At 69.7% G+C, this 23,432-nt stretch carries 15 protein-coding genes and 1 pseudogene; 13 read left to right on the top strand and 3 right to left on the bottom strand.

Annotation, left to right across the window (positions count from 1 at the left end; genetic code table 11):
• Nucleotides 1-115 precede the first annotated feature (115 nt).
• The 10 genes from OG293_RS08385 to OG293_RS08340 all read left to right on the top strand — a co-directional run bounded on the left by OG293_RS08385 (nucleotide 116) and on the right by OG293_RS08340 (nucleotide 14,820).
• On the top strand, nucleotides 116-5,593 hold the full coding sequence (locus OG293_RS08385; protein ID WP_405998139.1) for a HAMP domain-containing protein: 5,478 nt from the start codon (nucleotides 116-118) through the stop codon (nucleotides 5,591-5,593).
• Between the two features lie 245 nt (nucleotides 5,594-5,838).
• Nucleotides 5,839-6,522: a two-component system response regulator gene (locus OG293_RS08380; RefSeq protein ID WP_405998138.1), complete on the top strand. Its 684-nt coding sequence runs from the start codon at nucleotides 5,839-5,841 to the stop codon at nucleotides 6,520-6,522.
• A 115-nt stretch (nucleotides 6,523-6,637) separates the two neighbouring features.
• Entirely contained in the window at nucleotides 6,638-9,409 is a 2,772-nt protein-coding gene (locus OG293_RS08375; RefSeq protein ID WP_405998137.1) for a DNA translocase FtsK, read from the top strand.
• A 188-nt stretch (nucleotides 9,410-9,597) separates the two neighbouring features.
• On the top strand, nucleotides 9,598-10,419 hold the full coding sequence (locus OG293_RS08370) for a helix-turn-helix domain-containing protein (protein ID WP_406003539.1): 822 nt from the start codon (nucleotides 9,598-9,600) through the stop codon (nucleotides 10,417-10,419).
• 116 nt (nucleotides 10,420-10,535) lie between these two features.
• The gene (rimO, locus tag OG293_RS08365; RefSeq protein ID WP_405998136.1) at nucleotides 10,536-11,996 is read left to right on the top strand and encodes a 30S ribosomal protein S12 methylthiotransferase RimO; all 1,461 of its coding nucleotides are present in this window, start codon (nucleotides 10,536-10,538) and stop codon (nucleotides 11,994-11,996) included.
• Nucleotides 11,993-12,658 carry a CDP-diacylglycerol--glycerol-3-phosphate 3-phosphatidyltransferase gene (gene pgsA / locus OG293_RS08360; protein ID WP_405998135.1) on the top strand — a complete coding sequence of 222 codons (666 nt, stop codon included), beginning with the start codon at nucleotides 11,993-11,995 and terminating at the stop codon, nucleotides 12,656-12,658. Before rimO ends, pgsA begins: the two co-directional genes overlap by 4 nt.
• Entirely contained in the window at nucleotides 12,655-13,164 is a 510-nt protein-coding gene (locus OG293_RS08355) for a CinA family protein (RefSeq protein ID WP_405998134.1), read from the top strand. Before pgsA ends, OG293_RS08355 begins: the two co-directional genes overlap by 4 nt.
• Before the next feature lie 109 nt (nucleotides 13,165-13,273).
• Complete coding sequence (locus OG293_RS08350) at nucleotides 13,274-13,657, top strand: helix-turn-helix domain-containing protein (RefSeq protein ID WP_019889909.1); 384 nt, start codon at nucleotides 13,274-13,276, stop codon at nucleotides 13,655-13,657.
• Between the two features lie 169 nt (nucleotides 13,658-13,826).
• On the top strand, nucleotides 13,827-14,297 hold the full coding sequence (locus OG293_RS08345; protein ID WP_405998133.1) for a Dps family protein: 471 nt from the start codon (nucleotides 13,827-13,829) through the stop codon (nucleotides 14,295-14,297).
• 283 nt (nucleotides 14,298-14,580) lie between these two features.
• Nucleotides 14,581-14,820, top strand: coding sequence for a hypothetical protein (locus OG293_RS08340; RefSeq protein WP_405998132.1), 240 nt, complete (start codon nucleotides 14,581-14,583; stop codon nucleotides 14,818-14,820).
• Here the strand turns inward: OG293_RS08340 and OG293_RS08335 are convergent.
• From OG293_RS08335 to OG293_RS08325, 3 genes are all read right to left on the bottom strand, one after another.
• Nucleotides 14,768-15,541, bottom strand: a complete 774-nt coding sequence (locus tag OG293_RS08335; RefSeq protein ID WP_405998131.1) for an SDR family NAD(P)-dependent oxidoreductase — start codon at nucleotides 15,539-15,541, stop codon at nucleotides 14,768-14,770. The genes OG293_RS08340 and OG293_RS08335 overlap by 53 nt on opposite strands.
• Nucleotides 15,542-15,615: 74 nt before the next feature.
• The gene (locus tag OG293_RS08330; protein WP_405998130.1) at nucleotides 15,616-16,440 is read right to left on the bottom strand and encodes an Fpg/Nei family DNA glycosylase; all 825 of its coding nucleotides are present in this window, start codon (nucleotides 16,438-16,440) and stop codon (nucleotides 15,616-15,618) included.
• Nucleotides 16,441-16,693: 253 nt separating this feature from the next.
• Nucleotides 16,694-21,313, bottom strand: a complete 4,620-nt coding sequence (locus OG293_RS08325; protein ID WP_405998129.1) for an ATP-dependent helicase — start codon at nucleotides 21,311-21,313, stop codon at nucleotides 16,694-16,696.
• A gap of 90 nt (nucleotides 21,314-21,403) precedes the next feature.
• Between OG293_RS08325 and OG293_RS08320 the strand changes: the two are divergent.
• The 3 genes and pseudogenes from OG293_RS08320 to OG293_RS08310 all read left to right on the top strand — a co-directional run bounded on the left by OG293_RS08320 (nucleotide 21,404) and on the right by OG293_RS08310 (nucleotide 23,411).
• Nucleotides 21,404-22,256 (top strand): annotated as a pseudogene (locus OG293_RS08320) (AraC family ligand binding domain-containing protein).
• A 10-nt stretch (nucleotides 22,257-22,266) separates the two neighbouring features.
• The gene (locus OG293_RS08315; RefSeq protein ID WP_405998128.1) at nucleotides 22,267-23,106 is read left to right on the top strand and encodes an AzlC family ABC transporter permease; all 840 of its coding nucleotides are present in this window, start codon (nucleotides 22,267-22,269) and stop codon (nucleotides 23,104-23,106) included.
• The gene (locus OG293_RS08310) at nucleotides 23,103-23,411 is read left to right on the top strand and encodes an AzlD domain-containing protein (RefSeq protein ID WP_405998127.1); all 309 of its coding nucleotides are present in this window, start codon (nucleotides 23,103-23,105) and stop codon (nucleotides 23,409-23,411) included. Before OG293_RS08315 ends, OG293_RS08310 begins: the two co-directional genes overlap by 4 nt.
• The last annotated feature ends 21 nt before the right edge of the window (nucleotides 23,412-23,432 follow it).

Genomic DNA, 23,432 nt, shown 5'->3' with positions numbered 1-23,432 from the left:
GGGACGCTATGCGAAGCTGCCGAACTGTTATGGCCTGGTTCGGCCATGGTGAAACACTGGGCAGGCTCTCAGAGACAGCCCGGGCAGTTCGGTCAACCCCTGCGGGAGGGACACGGTGGAGTCTGGCGTGGCGGCGCGTGGGAACACTACGCGCGCGAAAGGCGGACGGTCCCGGAACAATGGGACAACCGAGGTGGACACAGCGGCTCTGAACAGGCTGCTGGCCGCCTTGGCCTCAATGAGGGACGGTAACTTCCGTCGACGTCTGACAGTGTCCGGCGACGATGTGATGTCGGAGATCGCCGCCGTTTTCAACGAGGTGGCTGACCGAAATCTGCACCTAACGGGTGAGCTGGCGCGCGTACGTCGGATGGTCGGGCGCGAGGGAAAGCTCACCGAGCGGCTGGAGACAGGCGCCTGCGAGGGTTCCTGGGCGGTCGCCATCGACGCCTCCAACGCTCTGGTGGACGATCTGGCCCGCCCGGTCTCCGAAGTGGGCAGGGTGCTCTCCGCGGTCGCCGAGGGCGATCTGGAGCAGCGCATGGAGCTGCGCTCGCACGGCGTGGACGGCGGGGATGGGCCCGTACGGCCGCTGCGCGGCGAATTCCTGAAGGTTGCGCGTACGGTCAACAACCTGGTCGACCAGCTGTCGGCGTTCACCGACGAGGTGACGCGGGTCGCACTCGAGGTCGGTACCGAGGGCAAGCTCGGTGGCCAGGCACAGGTGCGTGGTATGTCCGGTTCGTGGAAGGATCTCACGGATTCGGTGAACACCATGGCGTACCGGCTGACCGCGCAGGTACGTGATATTGCTCTCGTCACCACGGCCGTTGCCAAGGGCGATCTGTCGCGCAAGGTCACCGTCCATGTGGCCGGCGAGATGCTCCAGCTCAAGAACACCGTGAACACCATGGTGGACCAGCTGTCCTCCTTCTCCTCCGAGGTGACCCGGGTGGCCCGCGAGGTGGGCACCGAGGGCGAGCTCGGCGGCCAGGCGACGGTGCCCGGTGTGGCCGGCGTGTGGAAGGACCTCACCGATTCGGTGAACACGATGGCCGGCAACCTGACCTCGCAGGTGCGCGGCATCGCCGAGGTGACCACGGCGGTCGCCAACGGCGATCTCTCGCAGAAGGTCACGGTGAGCGCGCGCGGCGAGGTGGCCCAGCTCGCCGAGACCATCAACCAGATGACCGAGACGCTCCGTACGTTCGCGGACGAGGTCACCCGGGTGGCGAGCGAGGTCGGTGCCGAGGGACTGCTCGGCGGCCAGGCTCAGGTGCCGGGTGCCGCCGGTACCTGGAAGGACCTCACCGACTCGGTGAACACCGTCTTCCGCAACCTGACCACCCAGGTGCGGGACATCGCCCAGGTGACGACGGCGGTGGCCAGCGGTGACCTCTCGCAGAAGGTCACGGTCGATGTCGCGGGCGAGATGCTGGAGTTGAAGAACACCGTCAACACGATGGTGGACCAGCTGCAGTCCTTCGGTTCCGGGGTGACGCGGGTGGCCCGCGAGGTCGGCGTGGAGGGCCGCCTCGGCGGTCAGGCGGAGGTGCCGGGTGCCGCGGGGACCTGGAAGGACCTCACGGACTCGGTGAACACCGCGTTCCGTAACCTCACCGGACAGGTGCGGGACATCGCCCAGGTGACGACGGCGGTCGCCAACGGCGATCTGTCGCAGAAGGTCACGGTCGATGTCGCGGGCGAGATGCTGGAGTTGAAGAACACCGTCAACACGATGGTGGCGCAGCTCTCCTCGTTCGCCGACCAGGTCACGCGGATGGCGCGCGACGTGGGCACGGAGGGCCGGCTCGGCGGTCAGGCGCGCGTCGACGGCGTCAGCGGTACCTGGAAGGAACTGACCGACTCCGTCAACTTCATGGCGGGGAACCTGACCTCGCAGGTGCGGCAGATCGCGCAGGTGACGACGGCGGTGGCCCGGGGCGACCTGTCGCAGAAGATCGACGTGGATGCCCGGGGCGAGATCCTGGAGCTGAAGAACACCATCAACACGATGGTGGACCAGCTCTCGGCCTTTGCCGAGCAGGTGACCCGGGTGGCGCGGGACGTGGGTACGGAGGGCCGGCTCGGCGGGCAGGCGCAGGTGCCGGGCGTCGCCGGTGTGTGGCGCGACCTGACGGACTCGGTGAACGGCATGGCCGAGAACCTCACCGGACAGGTTCGCAACATCGCCCAGGTCGCGACCGCGGTGGCCCGTGGTGACCTGTCGCAGAAGATCGACGTGGATGCCCGGGGCGAGATCCTGGAGCTGAAGAACACCCTCAACACGATGGTGGACCAGCTCTCCAACTTCGCGGAGCAGGTCACCCGGGTGGCCCGCGAAGTGGGCACCGAGGGCATCCTCGGCGGCCAGGCCGAGGTGCAGGGGGTCTCGGGCACCTGGAAGGACCTGACCCAGTCCGTCAACTTCATGGCGAACAACCTGACGTCGCAGGTGCGCAACATCGCCGAGGTCACCACCGCGGTCGCCAAGGGCGACCTCTCGAAGAAGATCACCGTCGATGCCAAGGGCGAGATCCTCGAACTGGTGACGACGGTCAACACGATGGTCGACCAACTGCTCGACTTCGCCGACGAGGTGACCCGGGTGGCCCGCGAGGTGGGTACGGAAGGTGTCCTGGGCGGTCAGGCACGGGTGCGCGGTGTCACGGGCATCTGGAAGGACCTCAGCGACAACGTCAACCTGATGGCCAACAACCTGACCAATCAGGTGCGCAACATCGCCCGGGTCTCGGCGGCGGTCGCCAACGGCGATCTGACGAAGAAGGTGACGGTCGAGGCGCGCGGCGAGGTCGCGGAGCTGGCCGAGACCGTCAACACCATGGTGACGACACTGTCGTCGTTCGCCGACGAGGTGACCCGGGTGGCCCGCGAGGTCGGCACCGAGGGCGAACTGGGCGGTCAGGCCCATGTGCCGGGCGTCTCCGGTACGTGGAAGGACCTCACCGAGTCCGTGAACTCGATGGCGTCCAATCTGACCGGACAGGTGCGCCAGATCGCCACGGTCACCACCGCCATCGCCAAGGGCGACCTGACCCGGAAGATCGACATCGATGCCCGGGGCGAGATCCTGGAGCTGAAGACCACCATCAACACCATGGTCGACCAGCTGTCCTCCTTCGCCGGGGAGGTCACCCGAGTGGCCCGTGAGGTGGGCACGGACGGGCAGTTGGGCGGTCAGGCCCGGGTCCGGGACGTGGACGGCACCTGGCGCGACCTCACCGAGTCGGTGAACGAGATGGCCGGGAACCTCACACGGCAGGTGCGGGCGATCGCGGCCGTTGCGACCGCCGTGACCCGCGGCGACCTGAACCTGAAGATCGATGTGGACGCGGCCGGCGAGATCCAGGTCCTCCAGGACAACATCAACACGATGATCGCGAACCTGCGCGACACGACCCTCGCCAATGAGGAGCAGGACTGGCTGAAGGGCAACCTGGCGCGTATCTCCGGTCTGATGCAGGGCCGCCGTGACCTCGACGACGTGGCCTCGCTGATCATGAGCGAGCTCACGCCGGTCGTCTCGGCGCAGCACGGCGCGTTCTTCCTGGCGATGCCGACTAGCACCGGCGCGGAGGTGCGAGGGAGCGGGGAGCTGTCGTACGAACTGTGCATGCGCGGCAGTTACGGCTATTCGGCCGGTCTGATGCCGACGTCCTTCCGTCCGGGCGAGACGCTGATCGGTACGGCGGCCGACGAGAAACGAACCATCCAGGTCAATGTGCCGCCGGGCTATCTGCGGATCTCCTCGGGTCTCGGCGAGGCCTCGCCCGCGTATGTGATCGTTCTGCCGGTCCTGTTCGAGGGGAAGGTTCTCGGTGTGATCGAGCTGGCATCGTTCCAGCCCTTCACGCAGATCCAGCGGGACTTCCTGAACCAGATCGCGGAGATGATCGCCACCAGCGTCAACACCATCAGCGTCAACACGAAGACCGAGGTGCTGCTCAAGCAGTCGCAGGAGCTGACCGAGCAGTTGCGCGAGCGTTCTGCGGAGCTGGAGAACCGGCAGAAGGCGCTGCAGGCCTCCAACGCCGAGCTGGAGGAGAAGGCGGAGCTGCTGGCGCAGCAGAACCGCGACATCGAGGTGAAGAACACCGAGATCGAAGAGGCCAGGCAGGTGCTCGAGGAGCGTGCCGAGCAGCTCGCGGTCTCCATGCGCTACAAGAGCGAGTTCCTGGCGAACATGTCGCACGAGCTGCGTACGCCGCTCAACTCCCTGCTGATCCTCGCCAAGTTGCTGGCGGACAACGCTGAGGGCAATCTCTCGCCGAAGCAGGTGGAGTTCGCCGAGACGATCCATGGCGCCGGTTCCGATCTGCTCCAGCTGATCAACGACATCCTCGATCTGTCGAAGGTCGAGGCGGGCAAGATGGACGTCAGCCCGACCCGTATCGCACTCGTGCAGCTCGTCGACTACGTGGAGGCGACCTTCCGGCCGCTCACCGCGGAGAAGGGGCTCGACTTCTCCGTACGGGTCTCGCCGGAGCTGCCCGCGACGTTGCACACCGACGAGCAGCGACTGCTTCAGGTGCTGCGCAACCTTCTGTCCAACGCGGTGAAGTTCACCGACAGCGGCGCGGTGGAACTGGTGATCCGGCCGGCGAGCGCGGACGTGCCGCAGTCGATCCGCGAGCAGCTGCTGGAGGCGGGCTCGCTCAGGGACGCGGACGCCGATCTGATCGCCTTCTCGGTCACCGACACCGGGATCGGGATCGCGGCCGGCAAGATGCGGGTGATCTTCGAGGCGTTCAAGCAGGCGGACGGGACGACCAGCCGCAAGTACGGCGGCACGGGGCTCGGCCTGTCGATCAGCCGGGAGATCGCACGGTTGCTCGGCGGCGAGATCCATGCGGCGAGCGAGCCCGGCCGCGGCTCGACATTCACGCTCTATCTGCCCCTTCACCCGAGCGAACTCCCGCCGCAGGGCTACCCCCACCTCGCCCCCGGCGCGGCCGATCCGCAGGCCGTTGCGGGCGACGACGGCATGGACGATCTGATGCCGCAGGGGCAGCAGGAACCGTCCGCGGACGCGCATGCCGGTCCGGCGGCGCTGTTCCGGCGGCGGCGCAAGGCCATCGGCTCCATGGAGCAGCGGCGGGCACTGTCCGGCACGCAGGGCACTGTTGCGGCCCCGGAGCCGTGGGTCGGGGCGAACGGCAGCCGTGAGCCGGCGGACTCCCGGGGCTCCTTCGTCTTCGACAGCGAGAAGGTGCTGATCGTCGACGACGACATCCGCAATGTCTTTGCGCTCACCAGTGTGCTGGAGCAGCACGGTCTGTCGGTGCTGTACGCGGAGAACGGCCGTGAGGGCATCGAAGTCCTGGAGCAGCACGACGATGTGACGGTCGTACTGATGGACATCATGATGCCGGAAATGGACGGATACGCGACGACGAGCGCGATCCGTCGGATGCCGCAGTTCGCCGGTCTGCCGATCATCGCGCTCACCGCGAAGGCCATGAAGGGCGACCGCGAGAAGGCCATCGAGTCCGGTGCTTCCGACTATGTCACCAAGCCGGTCGATCCCGACCATTTGCTCTCCGTGATGGAGCGGTGGATGCGGGGGGAGTGAGCGACGCCTGCCCCGATCTCCAACGAGTTGCTGACTGACTGTGGCTGAAGGCGTGTGAGGCGGCGGTATTCGGGGAACCTTCTGGTCTCCCGCTACGTTTCTGCTACGTGCACAGTGACATCGCGGTGACAGGGTGTGGCGATAGGCGGGGTGCGGCTACCATGACCGGCACAAGGACGGGCGGCGCAAGGGAGTCGTCCCCTGGGGCGGCGCCCGGTGCACTTCCGGGGCGAGGAGGACGGGCCATGGTGCAGAAGGCCAAGATCCTCCTGGTCGATGACCGGCCGGAGAATCTGCTCGCGCTGGAGGCGATCCTCTCTGCGCTCGATCAGACACTGGTGCGGGCATCGTCAGGGGAGGAAGCGCTCAAAGCGCTGCTGACGGACGACTTCGCGGTCATCCTGCTGGACGTCCAGATGCCAGGCATGGACGGATTCGAGACGGCCGCCCACATCAAGCGCCGGGAGCGGACCCGGGACATCCCGATCATCTTCCTCACCGCGATCAACCACGGCCCGCACCACACCTTCCGGGGATACGCCGCGGGTGCGGTCGACTACATCTCCAAGCCCTTCGACCCATGGGTGCTGCGCGCCAAGGTCTCCGTCTTCGTCGAGCTGTACATGAAGAACTGCCAACTGCGTGAGCAGGCCGCGCTGCTGCGCCTCCAGCTGGAGGGTGGCGGACACACCGGCGCGGGCGACAGCAGGGAGCCGGCGGGGCTGCTCGCCGAGCTTTCCGCGCGGCTCGCGGCCGTTGAGGAGCAGGCCGAAGCGCTCTCCAAACAGCTCGACGACGACTCGGCGGATGCCGCCGCCGTCGCGACCGCGGCCCATCTCGAGCGCAAACTCACCGGTTTGCGCCGGGCGCTCGACGCCCTCGAACCGGGCACCGGCGGAGGGGCCGCATCCCTCCCCTCGCAGAACTGAACGGACATGCAGGGCTTGAGGGGGCGTCAATTTCCTGCCCCCTCGGTGACGACACGAACGGGTGAAGCAGTAGGCACACGTGTCGACTGCGGTCAACACCGGTAACCTCACCACCATGGCCTCACGTACGTCCGGCAAGGGTTCCCAGGGCACGGCGGGCACCGCGAAGCCGCGCGCCGACCGTACGACCGGCGCCGCGAAGAAGGCGGCGCCCGCCAAGAAAGCCGCCGTGAAGAAGACCGCGCCCGCGAAGAGAGCACCCGCCAAGAAGCCGGCGGCCAAGAAGGCCGTGCCCAAGCCCGCACCGTCCCCCACAGGTGGTGTGTACCGGCTCGTGCGCGCCCTCTGGCTCGGTCTCGCCCACGCCGTCGGAGCGATGTTCCGCGGCATAGGGCGGGGCGCCAAGGGACTCGACCCGGCGCACCGCAAGGACGGGCTCGCTCTGCTCCTGCTCGGCCTGGGACTGGTCGTCGCCGCGGGCACCTGGTCCAACTTGCGCGGTCCCGTGGGCGACCTCGTCGAGATGCTGGTGACCGGATCCTTCGGCCGGCTCGATCTGCTCGTGCCGATACTGCTGTGCGCGATCGCCGTGCGCCTGATCCTCTATCCCGAGAAGCCCGAGGCCAACGGCCGTATCGTCATCGGCCTGTCGGCGCTGGTCGTCGGCGTCCTCGGGCAGGTGCACATCGCCTGCGGCTCCCCGGGGCGCGGCGACGGCACCGAGGCGATGCAGGACGCGGGCGGGCTGATCGGCTGGGCCGCGTCCAAGCCGCTGATCTTCACCATGGGCGAGGTTCTCGCCGTACCGCTGCTCGTGCTGCTCACCCTTTTCGGGCTGCTCGTCGTCACCGCGACGCCCGTCAACGCCATCCCGCAGCGGCTGCGGCTGCTTGGATCGAAGCTGGGCATCGTCGACCCCGAGCCCGCGGCGGACGGCGAGACCTTTGAGGACGACGAGCGCTACGAGGACCAGTGGCGCGACGCTGTGCCCGGCCGTTCCCGCCGTTCTTCCGCGCGCCGCGGCGAGGCGCGGGACCACGACCCCGACGCCGCCGAGCAGGAGGCACTCTCCCGGCGCCGACGCCCGCGCCGACCCTCCGTGCAACCTGCCATGGACCGTCCGATGGACGCTGTGGACGTGGCCGCGGCAGCCGCCGCCGCGCTCGACGGCGCCGTGTTGAACGGCATGCCGCCCTCCCCGCTGGTCGCCGACCTCACCCGGGACGTCACCGCCGAACGGCAGCGGGCCGCCACCCCCGTGCCGACCGCGCGCGAGCCCGAGAAGTCCGCGCCCAGGAAGAGGACGCCCGGCGAGAGCGGCCCGAAGGCATCCGTACCGGATCTGACCAAGCCCGCCCCCGACGAGTCCCAGCCCCTGCCCCCGCGCGCCGAGCAGCTGCAGCTCTCCGGCGACATCACCTACTCCCTTCCGTCACTGGATCTGCTGGAGCGCGGCGGCCCCGGCAAGACTCGCAGCGCCGCCAACGACGCCGTCGTGGCCTCGCTCAGCAATGTCTTCATGGAGTTCAAGGTCGACGCGGCCGTCACCGGTTTCACCCGTGGCCCGACGGTCACGCGGTACGAGGTGGAGCTGGGCCCGGCCGTGAAGGTCGAGCGGATCACCGCCCTCACCAAGAACATCGCGTACGCCGTCGCCAGCCCCGACGTGCGGATCATCTCCCCGATCCCCGGCAAGTCCGCCGTCGGCATCGAGATCCCGAACTCCGACCGGGAGATGGTCAACCTCGGCGACGTCCTGCGTCTCGCGGACGCCGCCGGCGACGAGCACCCGATGCTGGTCGCACTCGGCAAGGACGTCGAGGGCGGCTATGTGATGGCCAACCTCGCCAAGATGCCGCACGTCCTCGTCGCGGGCGCGACCGGCTCCGGAAAGTCCTCCTGCATCAACTGCCTCATCACCTCCGTGATGGTGCGGGCGACACCGGAGGACGTGAGGATGGTGCTCGTCGACCCCAAGCGCGTGGAGCTCACCGCCTATGAAGGCATCCCGCACCTGATCACGCCGATCATCACCAACCCCAAGCGGGCAGCCGAAGCGCTGCAGTGGGTCGTGCGCGAGATGGACCTGCGTTACGACGACCTCGCGGCCTACGGCTACCGCCATATCGACGACTTCAACCAGGCCATAAGGAACGGCAAGGTCAAGCCGCCGGAGGGCAGCGAACGCGAGCTCACGCCGTACCCGTATCTGCTCGTCATCGTCGACGAGCTGGCCGACCTGATGATGGTCGCGCCGCGGGACGTCGAGGACGCCATCGTCCGCATCACCCAGCTGGCCCGCGCCGCCGGCATTCATCTGGTACTGGCCACCCAGCGGCCGTCCGTCGACGTCGTCACCGGACTGATCAAGGCGAACGTGCCCTCGCGGCTCGCCTTCGCCACCTCTTCTCTCGCCGACAGCCGGGTCATCCTCGACCAGCCGGGTGCGGAGAAGCTGATCGGCAAGGGCGACGGACTCTTCCTGCCGATGGGCGCGAACAAGCCCACCCGTATGCAGGGCGCCTTCGTCACCGAGGACGAAGTCGCGGTGGTCGTCCAGCACTGCAAGGATCAGATGGCGCCCGTCTTCCGCGAGGACGTCGTGGTCGGCACGAAGCAGAAGAAGGAGATCGACGAGGACATCGGCGATGACCTCGATCTGCTCTGCCAGGCCGCTGAACTGGTGGTTTCCACTCAGTTCGGGTCGACCTCGATGCTTCAGCGAAAGTTGCGTGTCGGATTCGCCAAGGCGGGAAGACTGATGGACCTGATGGAGTCACGGAACATCGTGGGGCCCAGCGAGGGCTCCAAGGCCAGGGATGTTCTCGTGAAGCCGGATGAGCTGGATGGAGTGCTCGCCGTAATCCGCGGGGAGTCTGAGTCGTAACGGTTCTGAGAGCAACCGTTTCCCTTGGTCGTACGTCAAGTTGGAGGGAGGGACATTCAGATGTCCCACCCTCTGGATGCGAGCCATTCCGATGGCGTACAAAGTCCCTCCGCCCAGTTGCCCCACCCTTTCGTACCACCCATAGACTGAACCTCCAGCAGGTGGCTACACGCTCGAAAGGCACCCCCGTGTCCATCGGCAACTCCCCCGAAGACGACCGGCCTTCCATCGAAGACGACCGGCCTTCGATCGGTCGTGTGCTCCAGGAAGCCCGTATCGCCGCAGGTCTGACCCTCGACAAGGTCAGTGCTTCCACCCGGGTGCGCGTCCCGATCGTGGAATCGATCGAACAGGACGACTTCTCCCGATGCGGCGGGGACGTCTATGCCCGCGGCCACATCCGCACCATCGCGCGTGCCGTCTCGCTCGATCCCGATCCGCTCGTCGCGCAGTACGACGCGGACCACGGCGGACGCCCCGCCCCCACACCTGCCGCGCCCCTCTTCGAAGCCGAGCGCATCCGGCCCGAACGCGGCCGTCCCAACTGGACCGCCGCCATGGTCGCGGCGATCGTCGCCGTGATCGGCTTCGTCGGCTTCACGCTCTTCAACGGCGGGGACGAGGGCAGCAAGGACAACCGCGTCGCGGAGGGCCCGGCGCCCGACAGGAAGCCGAGCCCCACGACGACGACCAGGCCGGCCGAGCCCAAGCCCGACCCCTCGGACAGTGCCATCGCGGCGGTGCCCAAGGACAAGGTGACCGTGAAGCTCTCCGTCCTCGACGACAAGAGCTGGATCTCGGCCAAGTCGCACAACGGCAAACTGCTCTTCGACGGCACGCTCCTCAAAGGCGAGTCCAAGACCTTCCAGGACGACGAGCGCGTCGATCTGATCCTCGGCAACGCCGGGGCGATCGAGCTCTACGTCAACGGCAAGAAGGTCGAGGACGTGTTCGAGACGGGCCAGGTCGAGAGGCTGTCTTACACCAAGGGCGACCCCGAGGTCGGCTAGCACCTCTCGTTTGGATCAGGCCCGATCCAAACGCAAGACCCTGGTCCGCAGGCGGCGGCAAGGGCCCGTAACCCTCGCGGCTGGGGCGTGGGTCAGGACAACGTAGTCTTGAGCCCATGCCCGAACGCCGTACCGTCGCCCTTGTCACTCTTGGCTGCGCCCGTAACGAGGTGGACTCGGAGGAACTCGCAGGCCGCTTGGCAGCGGACGGCTGGGAGCTCGTCGAGGAAGCCGCCGATGCGGATGTCGCGGTCGTCAACACCTGTGGATTCGTCGAGGCCGCCAAGAAGGACTCCGTCGACGCCCTCCTCGAAGCCAATGATCTGAAGGACCACGGCAGGACCCAGGCCGTGGTCGCTGTCGGCTGCATGGCCGAGCGGTACGGCAAGGAACTGGCCGAAGCACTCCCCGAGGCCGACGGCGTTCTCGGCTTCGACGACTACGCCGACATCTCCGACCGCCTGCAGACGATCCTCAACGGCGGTGTCCACGCCTCGCACACTCCGCGCGACCGCCGCAAGCTGCTGCCGCTGAGCCCGGTCGAGCGCCAGGGTTCCGATGTGGCGCTTCCCGGCCACGGCGATGTCGCGCTGGCCCCCGAGGATCTTCCCGAGGGGGTCGCTCCCGTGTCCGGGCCGCGTGCGCCGCTGCGCCGCCGCCTCGGCACCAGCCCCGTCGCCTCCGTGAAGCTTGCCTCCGGCTGCGACCGGCGCTGCTCCTTCTGCGCCATCCCGTCCTTCCGGGGCTCCTTCATCTCGCGCCGCCCGACCGATGTGCTCGGCGAGACGCGCTGGCTGGCCGAGCAGGGCGTCAAGGAGGTCATGCTGGTCTCCGAGAACAACACCTCGTACGGCAAGGATCTCGGCGACATCCGCCTGCTGGAGACGCTGCTTCCGGAGCTCGCCGAGGTCGACGGCATCGAGCGGGTGCGGGTCAGCTACCTCCAGCCCGCCGAGATGCGTCCGGGGCTGATCGACGTCCTCACCTCGACGCCGAAGATCGCTCCGTACTTCGACCTCTCGTTCCAGCACTCCGCGCCGGGTGTGCTGCGCGCGATGCGGCGCTTCGGCGACACCGAGCGGTTCCTCGAACTGCTGCAGACCATTCGCGGCAAGGCCCCGCAGGCCGGTGTGCGCTCCAACTTCATCGTCGGCTTCCCCGGCGAGAGCGAGGCGGACTTCGCCGAGCTGGAACGCTTCCTCACGGGTGCGCGCCTCGACGCCATCGGCGTCTTCGGCTACTCCGACGAGGACGGCACCGAGGCGGTCTCGTACGACAACAAGCTAGACGCCGATGTGATCGCCGAGCGGCTGGAGCACCTGTCCCGTCTCGCCGACGAGCTGACCGCGCAGCGCGCCGAGGAGCGGCTGGGGGAGACCCTGGAGGTACTCGTCGAGTCGGTGGACGACGAGGACGGCGCGGTGGGCCGGGCGGCGCACCAGGCCCCCGAGACCGACGGGCAGGTCGTCTTCACCGGGCGGGGCAGACTCGAGCCCGGTCGTATGGTCGTGGCCAAGGTCGTGGGTACGGAAGGCGTCGACCTGGTGGCGGAGTGTCTTGAGGAGGCAGCCAGATGACCGGAGTGTCGGCATCCGCGGGGGGCGGCACCGGTAGGCCCGCTCCCGGCGGCAAGCTGGGCGCTGCGGCTGTCAATGAGGCCAGCCTCTGGAACATCGCCAACATCCTGACCATGGTGCGGCTGGTGCTCGTGCCCGGCTTCGTCGTGCTGATGCTCCAGGACGGCGGGTACGACCCTGCCTGGCGCGCCTGGGCGTGGGCGGCCTTCGCCGTCGCCATGATCACCGATATCTTCGACGGTCACCTGGCGCGGACGTACAACCTGGTCACCGACTTCGGGAAGATCGCCGACCCGATCGCGGACAAGGCGATCATGGCAGCCGGGCTGATCTGTCTGTCGGCTCTCGGGGATCTGCCGTGGTGGGTGACCGCGGTGATTCTCTTCCGTGAGCTCGGCATCACGCTGATGCGGTTCTGGGTGATCCGGCACGGAGTGATTCCGGCCAGTCGCGGCGGCAAGATGAAGACGCTCGCGCAGGGCACGGCGGTCGGAATGTACGTCCTGGCACTGACTGGCGCGCTGGCCACCCTGCGCTTCTGGGTGATGGCGCTCGCCGTCGTGCTGACGGTTCTCACCGGCCTCGACTACGTGCGGCAGGCGATTGTGCTGAGGCGCAAGGGACTGGCCGCCGAGCGGGCCGCCGCGGGGGAAGAGCGTTGACGACTGCGGCTCGGGTGCTCGCTCTGCTTGCGGAGCGTGGTGAGACGCTTGCCGTCGCCGAGTCGCTGACCGGCGGCCTGGTGGCCGCCGAGCTGACCGCGGTACCGGGAGCCTCGAAGAGCTTCCGCGGCTCCGTGACGGCGTACGCAACCACTCTCAAGAGGGATGTCCTCGGCGTCGACGCGACCCTTCTGGAGGAGCGTGGTGCGGTGGACCCCGAGGTCGCGCAGCAGATGGCGGCGGGCGTGCGCGAGGTTCTCGGTGCGTCCTGGGGCATCGCGACGACGGGAGTGGCCGGCCCCGAACCGCAGGACGGGCAGCCCGTCGGGACGGTTTTTGTGGCAGTCGCCGGGCCGGACGGCTCAGGGAAGGTGGCCGCTCTGGGGTTGAACGGTGGCCGGGTGGAAATCCGTAGAGAGAGTGTACGGAGCGTGCTCAAGCTGCTCTCCGGCGAACTGCACGAAAATGCGCGGACACAGGATACGGAACAGAACGGGGGGACTTGATGTTTGCAGCCCTGAGTGAACACGACATCGCTCCCCGCACGGCCGCGGCACGAGGCGGTACGGTGGGGCGTGAAGGATGCGGCTACGCGGTCCGAGGAGGGAGCCACCGATGATTCTGCTCCGTCGCCTGTTGGGTGACGTGCTGCGTCGGCAGCGCCAGCGCCAGGGCCGTACTCTGCGCGAAGTCTCCTCGTCCGCCCGAGTATCGCTCGGCTATCTCTCCGAGGTGGAGCGGGGGCAGAAGGAGGCTTCCTCCGAGCTGCTCTCCGCGATCTGCGACGCGCTTGACGTACGGATGTCCGAGCTCATGCGTGAAGTGAGCGACGAGCTGTCGCTGGCCGAGCTGGCCGAGTCGGCAGCGGCCAGTGAGCCGGTGCCTGCGCCAGTACGCCCGATGCTCAATTCCGTCTCCGTGACATCGGTGGCGGGTGTGCCGACGGAGCGGGTGACCATCAAGGCGCCTGCGGAGGCGGTCGACGTCGTCGCCGCCTGATCCGTACGGCACCGTACGGCTTGGTTTGCAGCTGGCCCCGGCAGGTACACGAGTACCGGTCGGGGCTTTCGCTTTCCCCCGAATGCCCCTTCGGGGCCGTCGTGTCATCGTGGACGACGAGTTCGGGAACGGACGCGAGGCCAGGTGCGAAACCGAGTGGAGGACATGGATGACTGTCGTGAAGAGCTCTCTGTCCGAGGCGGATCTGAAGACCGTCGGTGATGCGCTGAAGGGCGCACTCGTGGACCTCGTGGATCTCTCGCTGGTGGCGAAGCAAGTCCACTGGAACGTCGTCGGCCCCCGCTTCAGGTCCGTGCATCTCCAGCTGGACGAGGTGGTGGACACCGCCCGGCAGCACTCCGACACGGTGGCGGAGCGCGCGTCGGCGCTCGGGGTGACGCCGGACGGGCGGGCCGCGACCGTGGCCGCCCAGAGCGTCATCGGAGCGGTGCCCGAAGGGTGGATCAAGGACACGGATGCGGTCCGGACGCTGGTGGACGCGCTGGGCGCGGTCATCGGGCGGATGCGGGAGCGGATCGAGGCGACCGGTGATCCGGATCCGGTGAGCCAGGATGTGCTGATCGGGCTGACGGCGGACCTGGAGAAGCATGCCTGGATGTTCCAGGCGGAGAGCGCCTAGCCCTCGCCTGGGAACTGTCCGGTCTGTCGTGTGGCCGGCCCGGTCCGGTCTCCCCCGGTCTGTCGCCGAAATCCGTCCTCAAGACCTGCCCTCAGGCTCTGTCTCCAGGACAGCCTTCGGGACAGCCTTCAGGACCTTTCCCTCGGATCGAGCCGCTCAGCGGGTTGCGGACGTTCGGCGCACCCTGGAGGGGGCGATCGGTGCCGTGTGCGCCGGGTCGGCCCCCGGTGCGCCCTCCCGTGGGGCGATCGCGCCGGTCTAGCGTGGACCGGAGGAGGCAGCCATGGCAGGACGCGGGTTCGCCCTCGCGCCGGTGGTGGCCCTCGGGCTGATCGTCGGTGGGATGTGGTGGTGGGCCGTGCTGCGGCTCGTGCTCGTGCCCGAACAGTCGGGCCTCGTGGAGGGTGCGGTGGCCGTGGGCGGATGGGGCCTGAGCCTGCTGCCCGTGCATGTCACGGCGTCCGATGGGGTCACCAGGGCATCGCGACGCCGCCGTTCGGACGCAGGATCTGGCCCGTTGTGAAGGCCGACGCGTCCGAGGCCAGATGAAGCACGGCATGGGCGACGTCCCCGGGCTCTCCGACGCGGCGGAGCGGTGAGCGCCTTGCCATCGCACTCTCGGCCCGGTGCTGGAGTTCCTCGTCATGGCGTTCGGTCATGGGGGTGCGGACCCAGCCCGGAGCGACGGCATTGACCCGTATGGAGTGCGGCCCGAGCTCCGTCGCAAGGGTCTTGGTGAGCTGGACCACCGCTGCCTTGGACACGCTGTAGCACAGCAGACCGGCGGTCGCCGCGTCCACGGCGCCGGAGGCCATGGTGACGATCGAGCCGGGGGCGCCGACGGCGATCATGGCGCGGGCGCCCTCCTGGCAGGTGTACAGGGTCCCCTTGAGATTGACCGCGAGCACCCGGTCCAGGTCCTCGTCCCGAGTGTCCAGGACCGGGCTGCTGTGCATGATTCCGGCGATGGCAGCCACGATGTCCAGTCGGCCGGCGCCGGTGATGTGTTCGATCGCGCGGGCCACCTGGGTGCGGTCGCTGACGTCGAGCGGGTGGGTGTGTGCGGTGCCGCCCGCGTCAGCGATCAGGGAACGCGTCCCGTCGAGGCCCTTCTCGTCCATGTCGGCGCAGTGCACGGTCGCACCCGCCTCGGCGAGGAGGGCGGAGGAGGCGCGGCCGATGCCGCTGGCCGCGCCGGTGACGAACGCGGTGCGGCCGGTGAGGTCGTACGCCGTGAGGGCCATGCGGGGACCGTACGACCGGATCTGACGGATCGTCAAATGTTGGTCGTCGACTGTCGGCCGTCACCGGCTGGTCGTCAACCAGCGGGCCCGGACTGGCAGCGTGGGCACCAGTAGGTGGGGCGTTCGCGGCTGCCGTCGCCCTGGTCGGCCTTGCGGATCGGGGTGCCGCAGCGCAGACAGGGCTGCCCCTCGCGGCCGTAGACATGCAGGCGCGGGCCGGGCCGGCGGCCGGCGCCGGTGGCGCCGGGGGCGGTCGCCGTCGTGTGCCGGTCGAAGCGGTCCTTGTTCGCTTCGAGGAGCCGGTGCGCGGTGACGACGAGCCGCTCGCCGGTGTCGGCGGGGAGTTCGCCGACGGGCAGCCAGGGCGTCACACGGGCCAGAAAGGCAAGCTCCGACTTGTAGACATTGCCGATCCCGGCGAGATTGCGCTGGTCGAGCAGGGCCTCGCCGAGTGGGCGGGCGCGGTCGGCCAGCAGATTGGCCAGGGCGATGTCCGCGTCCCAGTCCGGGCCCAGCAGGTCGGGGCCGAGATGGCCGACGACCTTGGCCTCGTCGGCGGTATGGATCAGCTCCAGGACGGGCAGTCGGTAGCCGACCGCGGTACGGGCCTCATTGCCGAGGATCGCGCGGATCTGATGGGCCGGACCGCCCCGCCAGCGCTCACCGGGACCGTAGACCTGCCAGGAGCCGTCCATCCGCAGATGTGAGTGGAGGGTGAGGCCGCCCTCGAAGCGGGTGAGCAGGTGTTTGCCACGAGGGGTGACGTCGAGGACCGTCCGTCCGGTGAGGTCGGCGGTGGCGAAGCGGGGGACGCGGAGATCGGACCGGGTGAGGTACTGGCCGGCCAGGGCGGTGTGCAGACGCTGGGCGGTGTGCCAGACGGTGTCTCCTTCGGGCATGGGATCCATGATGCGGCAGTGGCAGTGGCAGTGGCAGCGGCCGGCGACAGCCGACAGCGGCAATGACGGCGGCGGTGCGGCCCAGTCTGGGCTTCTGCCCCCAGAGGCGCCGTGCAAAAGGCGCCGTCCGGGGGCTGGGGGCCTGTCCCCCCGTCGTGACGGGCGGGTGGGGAACACCCGCAGGTCCGCACCCCCGGTTCGGCGTGGGGCGGGGCCGGTCACCCACAGGTAGGCCGGGGCGCGCCCGGACGGCTCATGGCCGCAGCCGTAGGCCCCTCGGGGTCGCGTGGAAGCCCGCCGTCTCCAGGGCTCGGCCCAGCGGCGAGGTCAGGGCCGGTATGCCGTTCGTCCGCTCCACGGTGACCGTGCCGAGCGCCCCTGCGCGGGCCGCCTGAGCCAGGACCTCGGCCGCCGCGTGCAGGGCGGCGGAATCCGGGTCGGTCGCCCAGGCCAGCAGGGTCTTGCCGCCGCGCTCCATGTACAGGACGAGCTCGCCGTCGACCAGGACGACCAGGGAACCCGCCTTCCGGCCGGGCTTGTGGCCGGCGCCGGTCGGCGGCTCGGGCCAGGGCAGCGCAGCGCCGTACGCATTGGCGGGATCGGCGGCGGCCAGCACCACGGCCTCGGGAGCCGACTGCCCCTCGGCCCGGTCCCTCGCCGTGGCCGCCGCCCTCAGCCGGTCGACCGCCCCGTCCATCGCGAACTGGGCGGCGCCGAGCCCCTCGACCACATAGCCGCGGCGCGCCTGACCGCTGTCCTCGAAGGCGGACAGGATGCGGTACGTCGCGGAGAAGCCGCCCTCCACACCTTCAGCCGCGACGGCGCCCCTGGTCACCACGCCGTGGCGGTCGAGCAGAGTCCGGGCGATGGCGTGCGCGCGGTGGGTCGGATCGGGCTCGGCGGCCGGGAGGAGCGACCAGCGGCCGCTCACCGTCGGCGGGCCCGTACGGGACGTGGGGCGGGCCGCTGCCGTGAGGCTGCCGTACCGCCCGCGGGGCACGGTCCTTCTGGCGCGGTGGGCCGTGGACCCCGCGGTGCGGCCGGAGCCGAGCAGGGAGCGCAGCGGTGCCAGGGTGTCGTTGGTGAGGCGGCCCGACCAGGCCAGGTCCCAGACGGCGTCGGCCATTTGGGGATCGGTGGCGTCGGGGTGGGTGGTCGCCCGGACCTGGTCGGCGATCTGGCGGAAGAACAGGCCGTACCCGGGGGACAGGGCGCTGAGAACCGACTCATGGAGCGCGGTGAGCTCCAGGGGATGGGGCTGGGGCAGAAGCAGCGGAGCGGCATCGGCGAGATACAGAGAGGCCCAGCCGTCCTTGCCCGGCAGCGAACCCGCTCCCGCCCAGACGACCTCACCGGTCGTGGTCAGCTCGTCCAGCAGCGCCGGAGTGTAGCCCGCGACCCGGGACGGGAGGATCAGCTTCTCCAGAGCGGAGGCCGGGACCGCCGCGCCCTGGAGCTGCTCGATCGCGCGGGCCAGCCCGTCGATGCCGCGCAAGCTGTTGCTGCCGAGGTGCTGCCACTTGGGGAGGAAGGTCGCGAGGGCGGCCGGCGGGACGGGCTCCAGCTCCTGGCGCAGCGCTGCGAGCGAGCGGCGCCGCAGCCTGCGCAGCACGGCCGCGTCGCACCACTCCTGGCCGATCCCGGAGGGATGGAACTCCCCCTGGACGACCCGTCCGCTCGCCGCGAGCCGCTGGAGGGCCCCTTCTGTCACGGCGACGCCGAGGCCGAAGCGGGCCGCAGCCTGGGGCGAGGTGAACGGACCGTGCGTCCGCGCGAACCGGGCCAGGAGGTCGCCGAGCGGATCCTTGACCGGCTCCGTGAACGCCTCGGGAACACCCACAGGAAGCGCCGTGCCCAACGCGTCCCGCAGCCGGCCCGCGTCCTCGACCGCCGCCCAGTGGTCCGTGCCCGCGATCCGTACCCGGATGGCGCGCCGCGAATCCGCCAGATCCTGTGGCCACCGCGCCTCGCCCCCGCGGTCCGCCAACTCGGCGTCGGTCAGCGGGCCCAGGATCCGCAGCAGATCGGCGACGCCCTCCTTGTCCTTGATCCGACGGTCCTCGGTGAGCCACTGGAGCTCCCGCTCCAGCTCGGTCAGCACCTCCGCGTCGAGCAGCTCGCGCAGCTCGGCCTGGCCCAGAAGCTCCGCCAGCAGCCGCGAGTCCAGGGACAGGGCCGCGGCGCGCCGCTCGGCGAGAGGCGAGTCGCCCTCGTACAGGAACTGGGCGACGTAACCGAACAGCAGGGAACGGGCGAAGGGGGACGGCTCGGGTGTGGTGACCTCGACCAGGCGGACCCGGCGGGACTCGAGGTCCCCCATCAGCTCCGTCAGCCCCGGCACGTCGAAGACGTCCTGGAGGCACTCGCGGACCGCTTCGAGGACGATCGGGAAGGATCCGAACTCGCTGGCCACCTGAAGCAGCTGGGCCGCGCGCTGGCGCTGCTGCCACAGCGGGGTGCGCTTGCCCGGACTGCGCCGGGGCAGCAGCAGCGCACGCGCGGCGCACTCGCGGAACCGGGAGGCGAAGAGCGCGGAACCGCCCACCTGGTCGGTGACGATCTGATTGATCTCGCCCTTGTCGAAGACCGCGTCCGCAGCACCGACCGGGGCCTGCTCACTGTCGTACGTCGAGTCGAGATGGACGGGATCCTGGTCCAGCAGATCCAGCCCCATCAGATCCGCGTCGGGCAGCCGCAGCACGATCCCGTCGTCAGCGTGCATGACCTGCGCGTCCATGCCGTACCGCTCGGAGAGCCGGGCGCCGAGCGCCAGCGCCCAGGGAGCGTGGACCTGGGCACCGAAGGGGGAGTGGATCACGACCCGCCAGTCGCCCAGCTCGTCGCGGAACCGCTCGACCAGGATCGTGCGGTCGTCGGGAACATGACCGCAGGCACGGCGCTGCTCGTCCAGATAGGCGAGGAGATTGTCGGAAGCCCAGGCGTCCAGGCCGGCCGCCAGCAGCCGGAGCCGGGCGTCCTCGGGGGACAGCCCGCCGACCTCGCGCAGGAACGCGCCCACCGCACGGCCCAGTTCGAGCGGACGGCCGAGCTGGTCGCCCTTCCAGAACGGAAGACGGCCCGGCACCCCGGGAGCGGGGGAGACCAGCACCCGGTCACGGGTGATGTCCTCGATCCGCCACGAGGTGGTGCCCAGGGTGAAGACATCTCCCACCCGGGACTCGTACACCATCTCCTCATCGAGCTCGCCGACGCGGCCCCCGCCCTTCTTGGGGTCCGCACCCGCGAGGAAGACGCCGAACAGGCCCCGGTCCGGGATGGTGCCACCGGATGTCACCGCCAGGCGCTGAGCACCGGGCCGGCCCGTGACCGTACCGGCGACGCGGTCCCAGACCACGCGCGGACGCAGTTCGGCGAACGCGTCGGAGGGATAGCGCCCGGCGAGCATGTCGAGGACCGCGGTGAACGCCGACTCGGGCAGCGAGGCGAACGGCGCGGCCCGGCGCGCCAGCGTCAGCAGATCGTCGACCTGCCAGGTGTCGAGGGCGACCATGGCGACGAGCTGCTGGGCCAGGACGTCCAGCGGATTGGACGGGATGCGCAGTGCCTCGATGGAGCCGCTGCGCATCCGCTCGGTGACCACGGCCGACTGCACCAGATCACCGCGGTACTTGGGGAAGACGACTCCCGTCGAAATGGCGCCCACCTGGTGCCCCGCGCGGCCGACCCGCTGGAGCCCGGACGCGACGGACGGCGGCGACTCGACCTGGACCACCAGGTCCACCGCGCCCATGTCGATGCCGAGCTCCAGGCTGGAGGTGGCGACGACGGCGGGCAGTCGGCCCGCCTTGAGATCCTCCTCGACCAGCGCACGCTGTTCCTTGGAGACCGAGCCGTGGTGGGCGCGGGCGAGGAGCGGTGGCGCCCCCCGCGCGGCCCCGGACTGGGCCATGATCTCGGCCGGTGGAGCCTCGTCGGGCATCGCCTGGCCCGTGGCCCGTTCGTAGGCGATTTCGTTCAGGCGATTGCACAGCCGCTCCGCGAGGCGGCGGGAGTTGGCGAAGACGATCGTCGAGCGATGTGCCTGGACGAGGTCGGCGATCTTCTCCTCGACATGCGGCCAGATCGAGGGCTTCTCCGCGCTGTCCGACTCCGATGCGGGAGAGCCGCCCAGCTCGCCCAGATCCTCCACCGGAACGACCACCGACAGATCGAACTCCTTGCCCGAGGGCGGCTGGACGATCTCCACCTTGCGCTGCGGCGAGAGGTAGCGCGCCACCTCGTCCACCGGCCGCACCGTCGCCGACAGGCCGATCCGCCGGGCCGGCCTCGGCAGCAGCTCGTCGAGCCGCTCCAGGGACACGGCGAGATGCGCGCCCCGCTTGGTCCCCGCAACGGCGTGGACCTCGTCCAGGATCACGGTTTCGATGCCCGTCAGCGCGTCCCGCGCCGACGAGGTGAGCATCAGGAACAGCGACTCAGGAGTCGTGATCAGGATGTCCGGGGGCTTGGTGGCCAGAGTCCGGCGCTCGGCGGCCGGGGTGTCGCCCGACCGGATGCCGACGCGGACCTCCGGCTCGGGCAGCCCCAGCCGCACCGACTCCTGGCGGATACCGGTGAGCGGGCTGCGGAGATTGCGCTCCACATCGACCGCCAGCGCCTTGAGCGGAGACACGTACAGCACGCGGCAGCGCATCTTCGGGTCGGCGGGCGGGGGCGTGGCCGCCAGCTCGTCCAGGGCGGCGAGAAAGGCCGCCAGCGTCTTGCCGGACCCGGTCGGCGCCACGACCAGCACGTCCGAGCCTTCCTCGATGGCCTGCCAGGCCCCCACCTGCGCGGCGGTGGGCGCGCTGAAGGCCCCCGTGAACCAGCTACGGGTCGCGGGGGAGAAGGAGTCGAGTGCAGTCCTGGCCATGCCACCCATCGTGCACCCGACCACTGACAGTCGCCCGGACCTGGGGAAATCAGTTCTCCGGGCCGGTCCCGCGGAATGCAGAATGGAGGCATGGCCAGGAAGGAACAGGCACGGTACTGGCAGTTTCCCGAGCTGCCAGGTGTCGACCTGCTGCACGCCCACTACATCCGGAAGGCCTTCGCGCGGCACACCCACGAGACATTCGTCTTCGCCGCGATCACCGAGGGTGTCGAGGCGTTCCCACTACCGCAACGACCTGGTACAGGCAGGACCGGGCCAGATCGCCCTGGTGAACCCCGACACGTCGCACACCGGGCATGCGGGTGTGCCGGAGGGATGGACGTACCGCACGCTCTACCCCGCCGCTGAGCTGATCGACTCGATCGCGGCAGACACCATCGGTCTGCGCGGCTCCGCAGGTTTCACCAGTCCTGTCGTCGACGATCCGTACGCCGCGAGGCTGGTTGTCGGAGTCCACCGGGCCGCCGAAGAGGGCAACGCCCTGGCCGCCGACAGTCTGCTGCGCCTGGTCACGGCACGGATGCTGCGCAGCCATGGCGGCGGGCTCCCGGTGCGCGTCCCGCGCTCGGCCGGTGCCCGCAACGCCGTACGCGCGCGTGCCGTCCTTGAGGAGCTGATGGCCGAGCCGCCCACCTTGGAGAAGCTCGCCGCCGACCTCGGCACCAGCCCGTTCTCCCTGCTGCGCGCCTTCAAGGAGGAGTTCGGCATGCCCCCGCACACCTGGCTCACCGACGCGCGTGTGCGCCGGGCCCGCCGTCTGCTGGACTCGGGCATCACACCGGCCGAGGCCGCGGCCACCGTCGGATTCACCGACCAGCCTCACCTCAACCGGCACTTCGTCCGGATCGTGGGCGTCCCGCCGGGCGCGTATCAGCGAGAGCGTGCAAAAACGTACAAGACCGTGGACGACCTCCCCACGTAGCGTCCCTGACGTGGCAGAACAGACAGCACCCCCGGACATACGCACCGAACCCGAGACCATGCCGGACTCGGCCGTGATACGCGACGCCCTCGGCGTCGGTGTCGCGGTCGGCCTGTCCGGCTTCGCCTTCGGCGTGACCTCCGCGGGATCCGGCCTCAGCCTCCTTCAGACCTGTGCGCTGAGCCTGCTCGTCTTCACCGGCGCCTCGCAGTTCGCGCTGGTCGGCGCGATCGCGGCCGGCGGCAACCCGCTCACGGCTGCGGCCGGGGCCTTCTTTCTCGGCGTGCGGAACGCCTTCTACGGCCTGCGGCTGTCGCAGCTGCTCGCCCTGCCCCGATTCGTGCGGCCGTTCGCCGCGCACTGGGTCATCGACGAGACCACGGCCGTCTCCCTCAGCCAGCCCACGAGGCGGGCCGTGCGCCTCGGATTCACTGTCACCGGGCTCACGCTGTATGTGCTGTGGAACCTGACCACGTTCCTCGGAGCGCTGGGCGCCGAAGCCATCGGGGAAACCGAGGCGTGGGGGCTGGACGCCGCCGGACCGGCGGTCTTCCTCGCGCTCCTGGCACCGATGCTCCGCACGACGACCGAGAGGGCGGTCGCCGGGATCGCCGTCGTGCTGGGGCTCGGGTTCCTGCCGATATTGCCTGCGGGGGTGCCGGTGCTGGTGGCGGCGCTTGCCGCGCCCGCGGTGCTCTGGTTCAAGGGCCGCACCTTCGCCGGGCGCACGAAGGCCGGGACCGGGACGAAGACCGGGACCGGTACGGGGAGAGGGACCGGTACGGGGAGCGGGCCCGGGGCGAACCAGGAGACCGGCGCGAAGCACGAGACCAAGGGTGAGGACCGTTGAGCATCTGGATCGCGATCGCGGCGACCGCCGTCGGCTGCTACCTCGTCAAACTCGTGGGGCTGCTGGTGCCGGCCAACACCCTTGAGCGCCCTCTGGTCCAGCGGCTGGCCGCACTCCTGCCTGTCGCCCTGCTGGCCGCGCTCACCGCCCAGCAGACGTTCAGCGCCAACAGCGACCTGGTGATCGACGCGCGAGCGGCGGGGCTCGGAGCGGCGGCGCTCGCGTTGGTCCTGCGCGCCCCCTTCCTGGTGGTCGTCGGGGCAGCCGTCGTGGTCACGGCGGGCGTACGCGCGCTCGGCGGCTGACCGACCGGTGCGTACGCCCTC

The sequence above is a fragment of the Streptomyces sp. NBC_00829 genome, from assembly GCF_045161795.1.
Taxonomy (GTDB): domain Bacteria; phylum Actinomycetota; class Actinomycetes; order Streptomycetales; family Streptomycetaceae; genus Streptomyces.
The sequence above is the reverse complement of the archived record's forward strand: the minus strand, read 5'-3'. Positions and strand labels throughout refer to the sequence as shown.

Coding starts and splice junctions, on each gene's coding strand:
- OG293_RS08380 (WP_405998138.1), top strand. CDS start 5,839: ATGGTGCAGAAGGCCAAGATCCTCCTGGTCGATGACCGGCCGGAGAAT.
- OG293_RS08375 (WP_405998137.1), top strand. CDS start 6,638: ATGGCCTCACGTACGTCCGGCAAGGGTTCCCAGGGCACGGCGGGCACC.
- rimO (WP_405998136.1), top strand. CDS start 10,536: ATGCCCGAACGCCGTACCGTCGCCCTTGTCACTCTTGGCTGCGCCCGT.
- pgsA (WP_405998135.1), top strand. CDS start 11,993: ATGACCGGAGTGTCGGCATCCGCGGGGGGCGGCACCGGTAGGCCCGCT.
- OG293_RS08350 (WP_019889909.1), top strand. CDS start 13,274: ATGATTCTGCTCCGTCGCCTGTTGGGTGACGTGCTGCGTCGGCAGCGC.
- OG293_RS08345 (WP_405998133.1), top strand. CDS start 13,827: ATGACTGTCGTGAAGAGCTCTCTGTCCGAGGCGGATCTGAAGACCGTC.
- OG293_RS08340 (WP_405998132.1), top strand. CDS start 14,581: ATGGCAGGACGCGGGTTCGCCCTCGCGCCGGTGGTGGCCCTCGGGCTG.
- OG293_RS08335 (WP_405998131.1), bottom strand. CDS start 15,541: ATGGCCCTCACGGCGTACGACCTCACCGGCCGCACCGCGTTCGTCACC.
- OG293_RS08330 (WP_405998130.1), bottom strand. CDS start 16,440: ATGCCCGAAGGAGACACCGTCTGGCACACCGCCCAGCGTCTGCACACC.
- OG293_RS08325 (WP_405998129.1), bottom strand. CDS start 21,313: ATGGCCAGGACTGCACTCGACTCCTTCTCCCCCGCGACCCGTAGCTGG.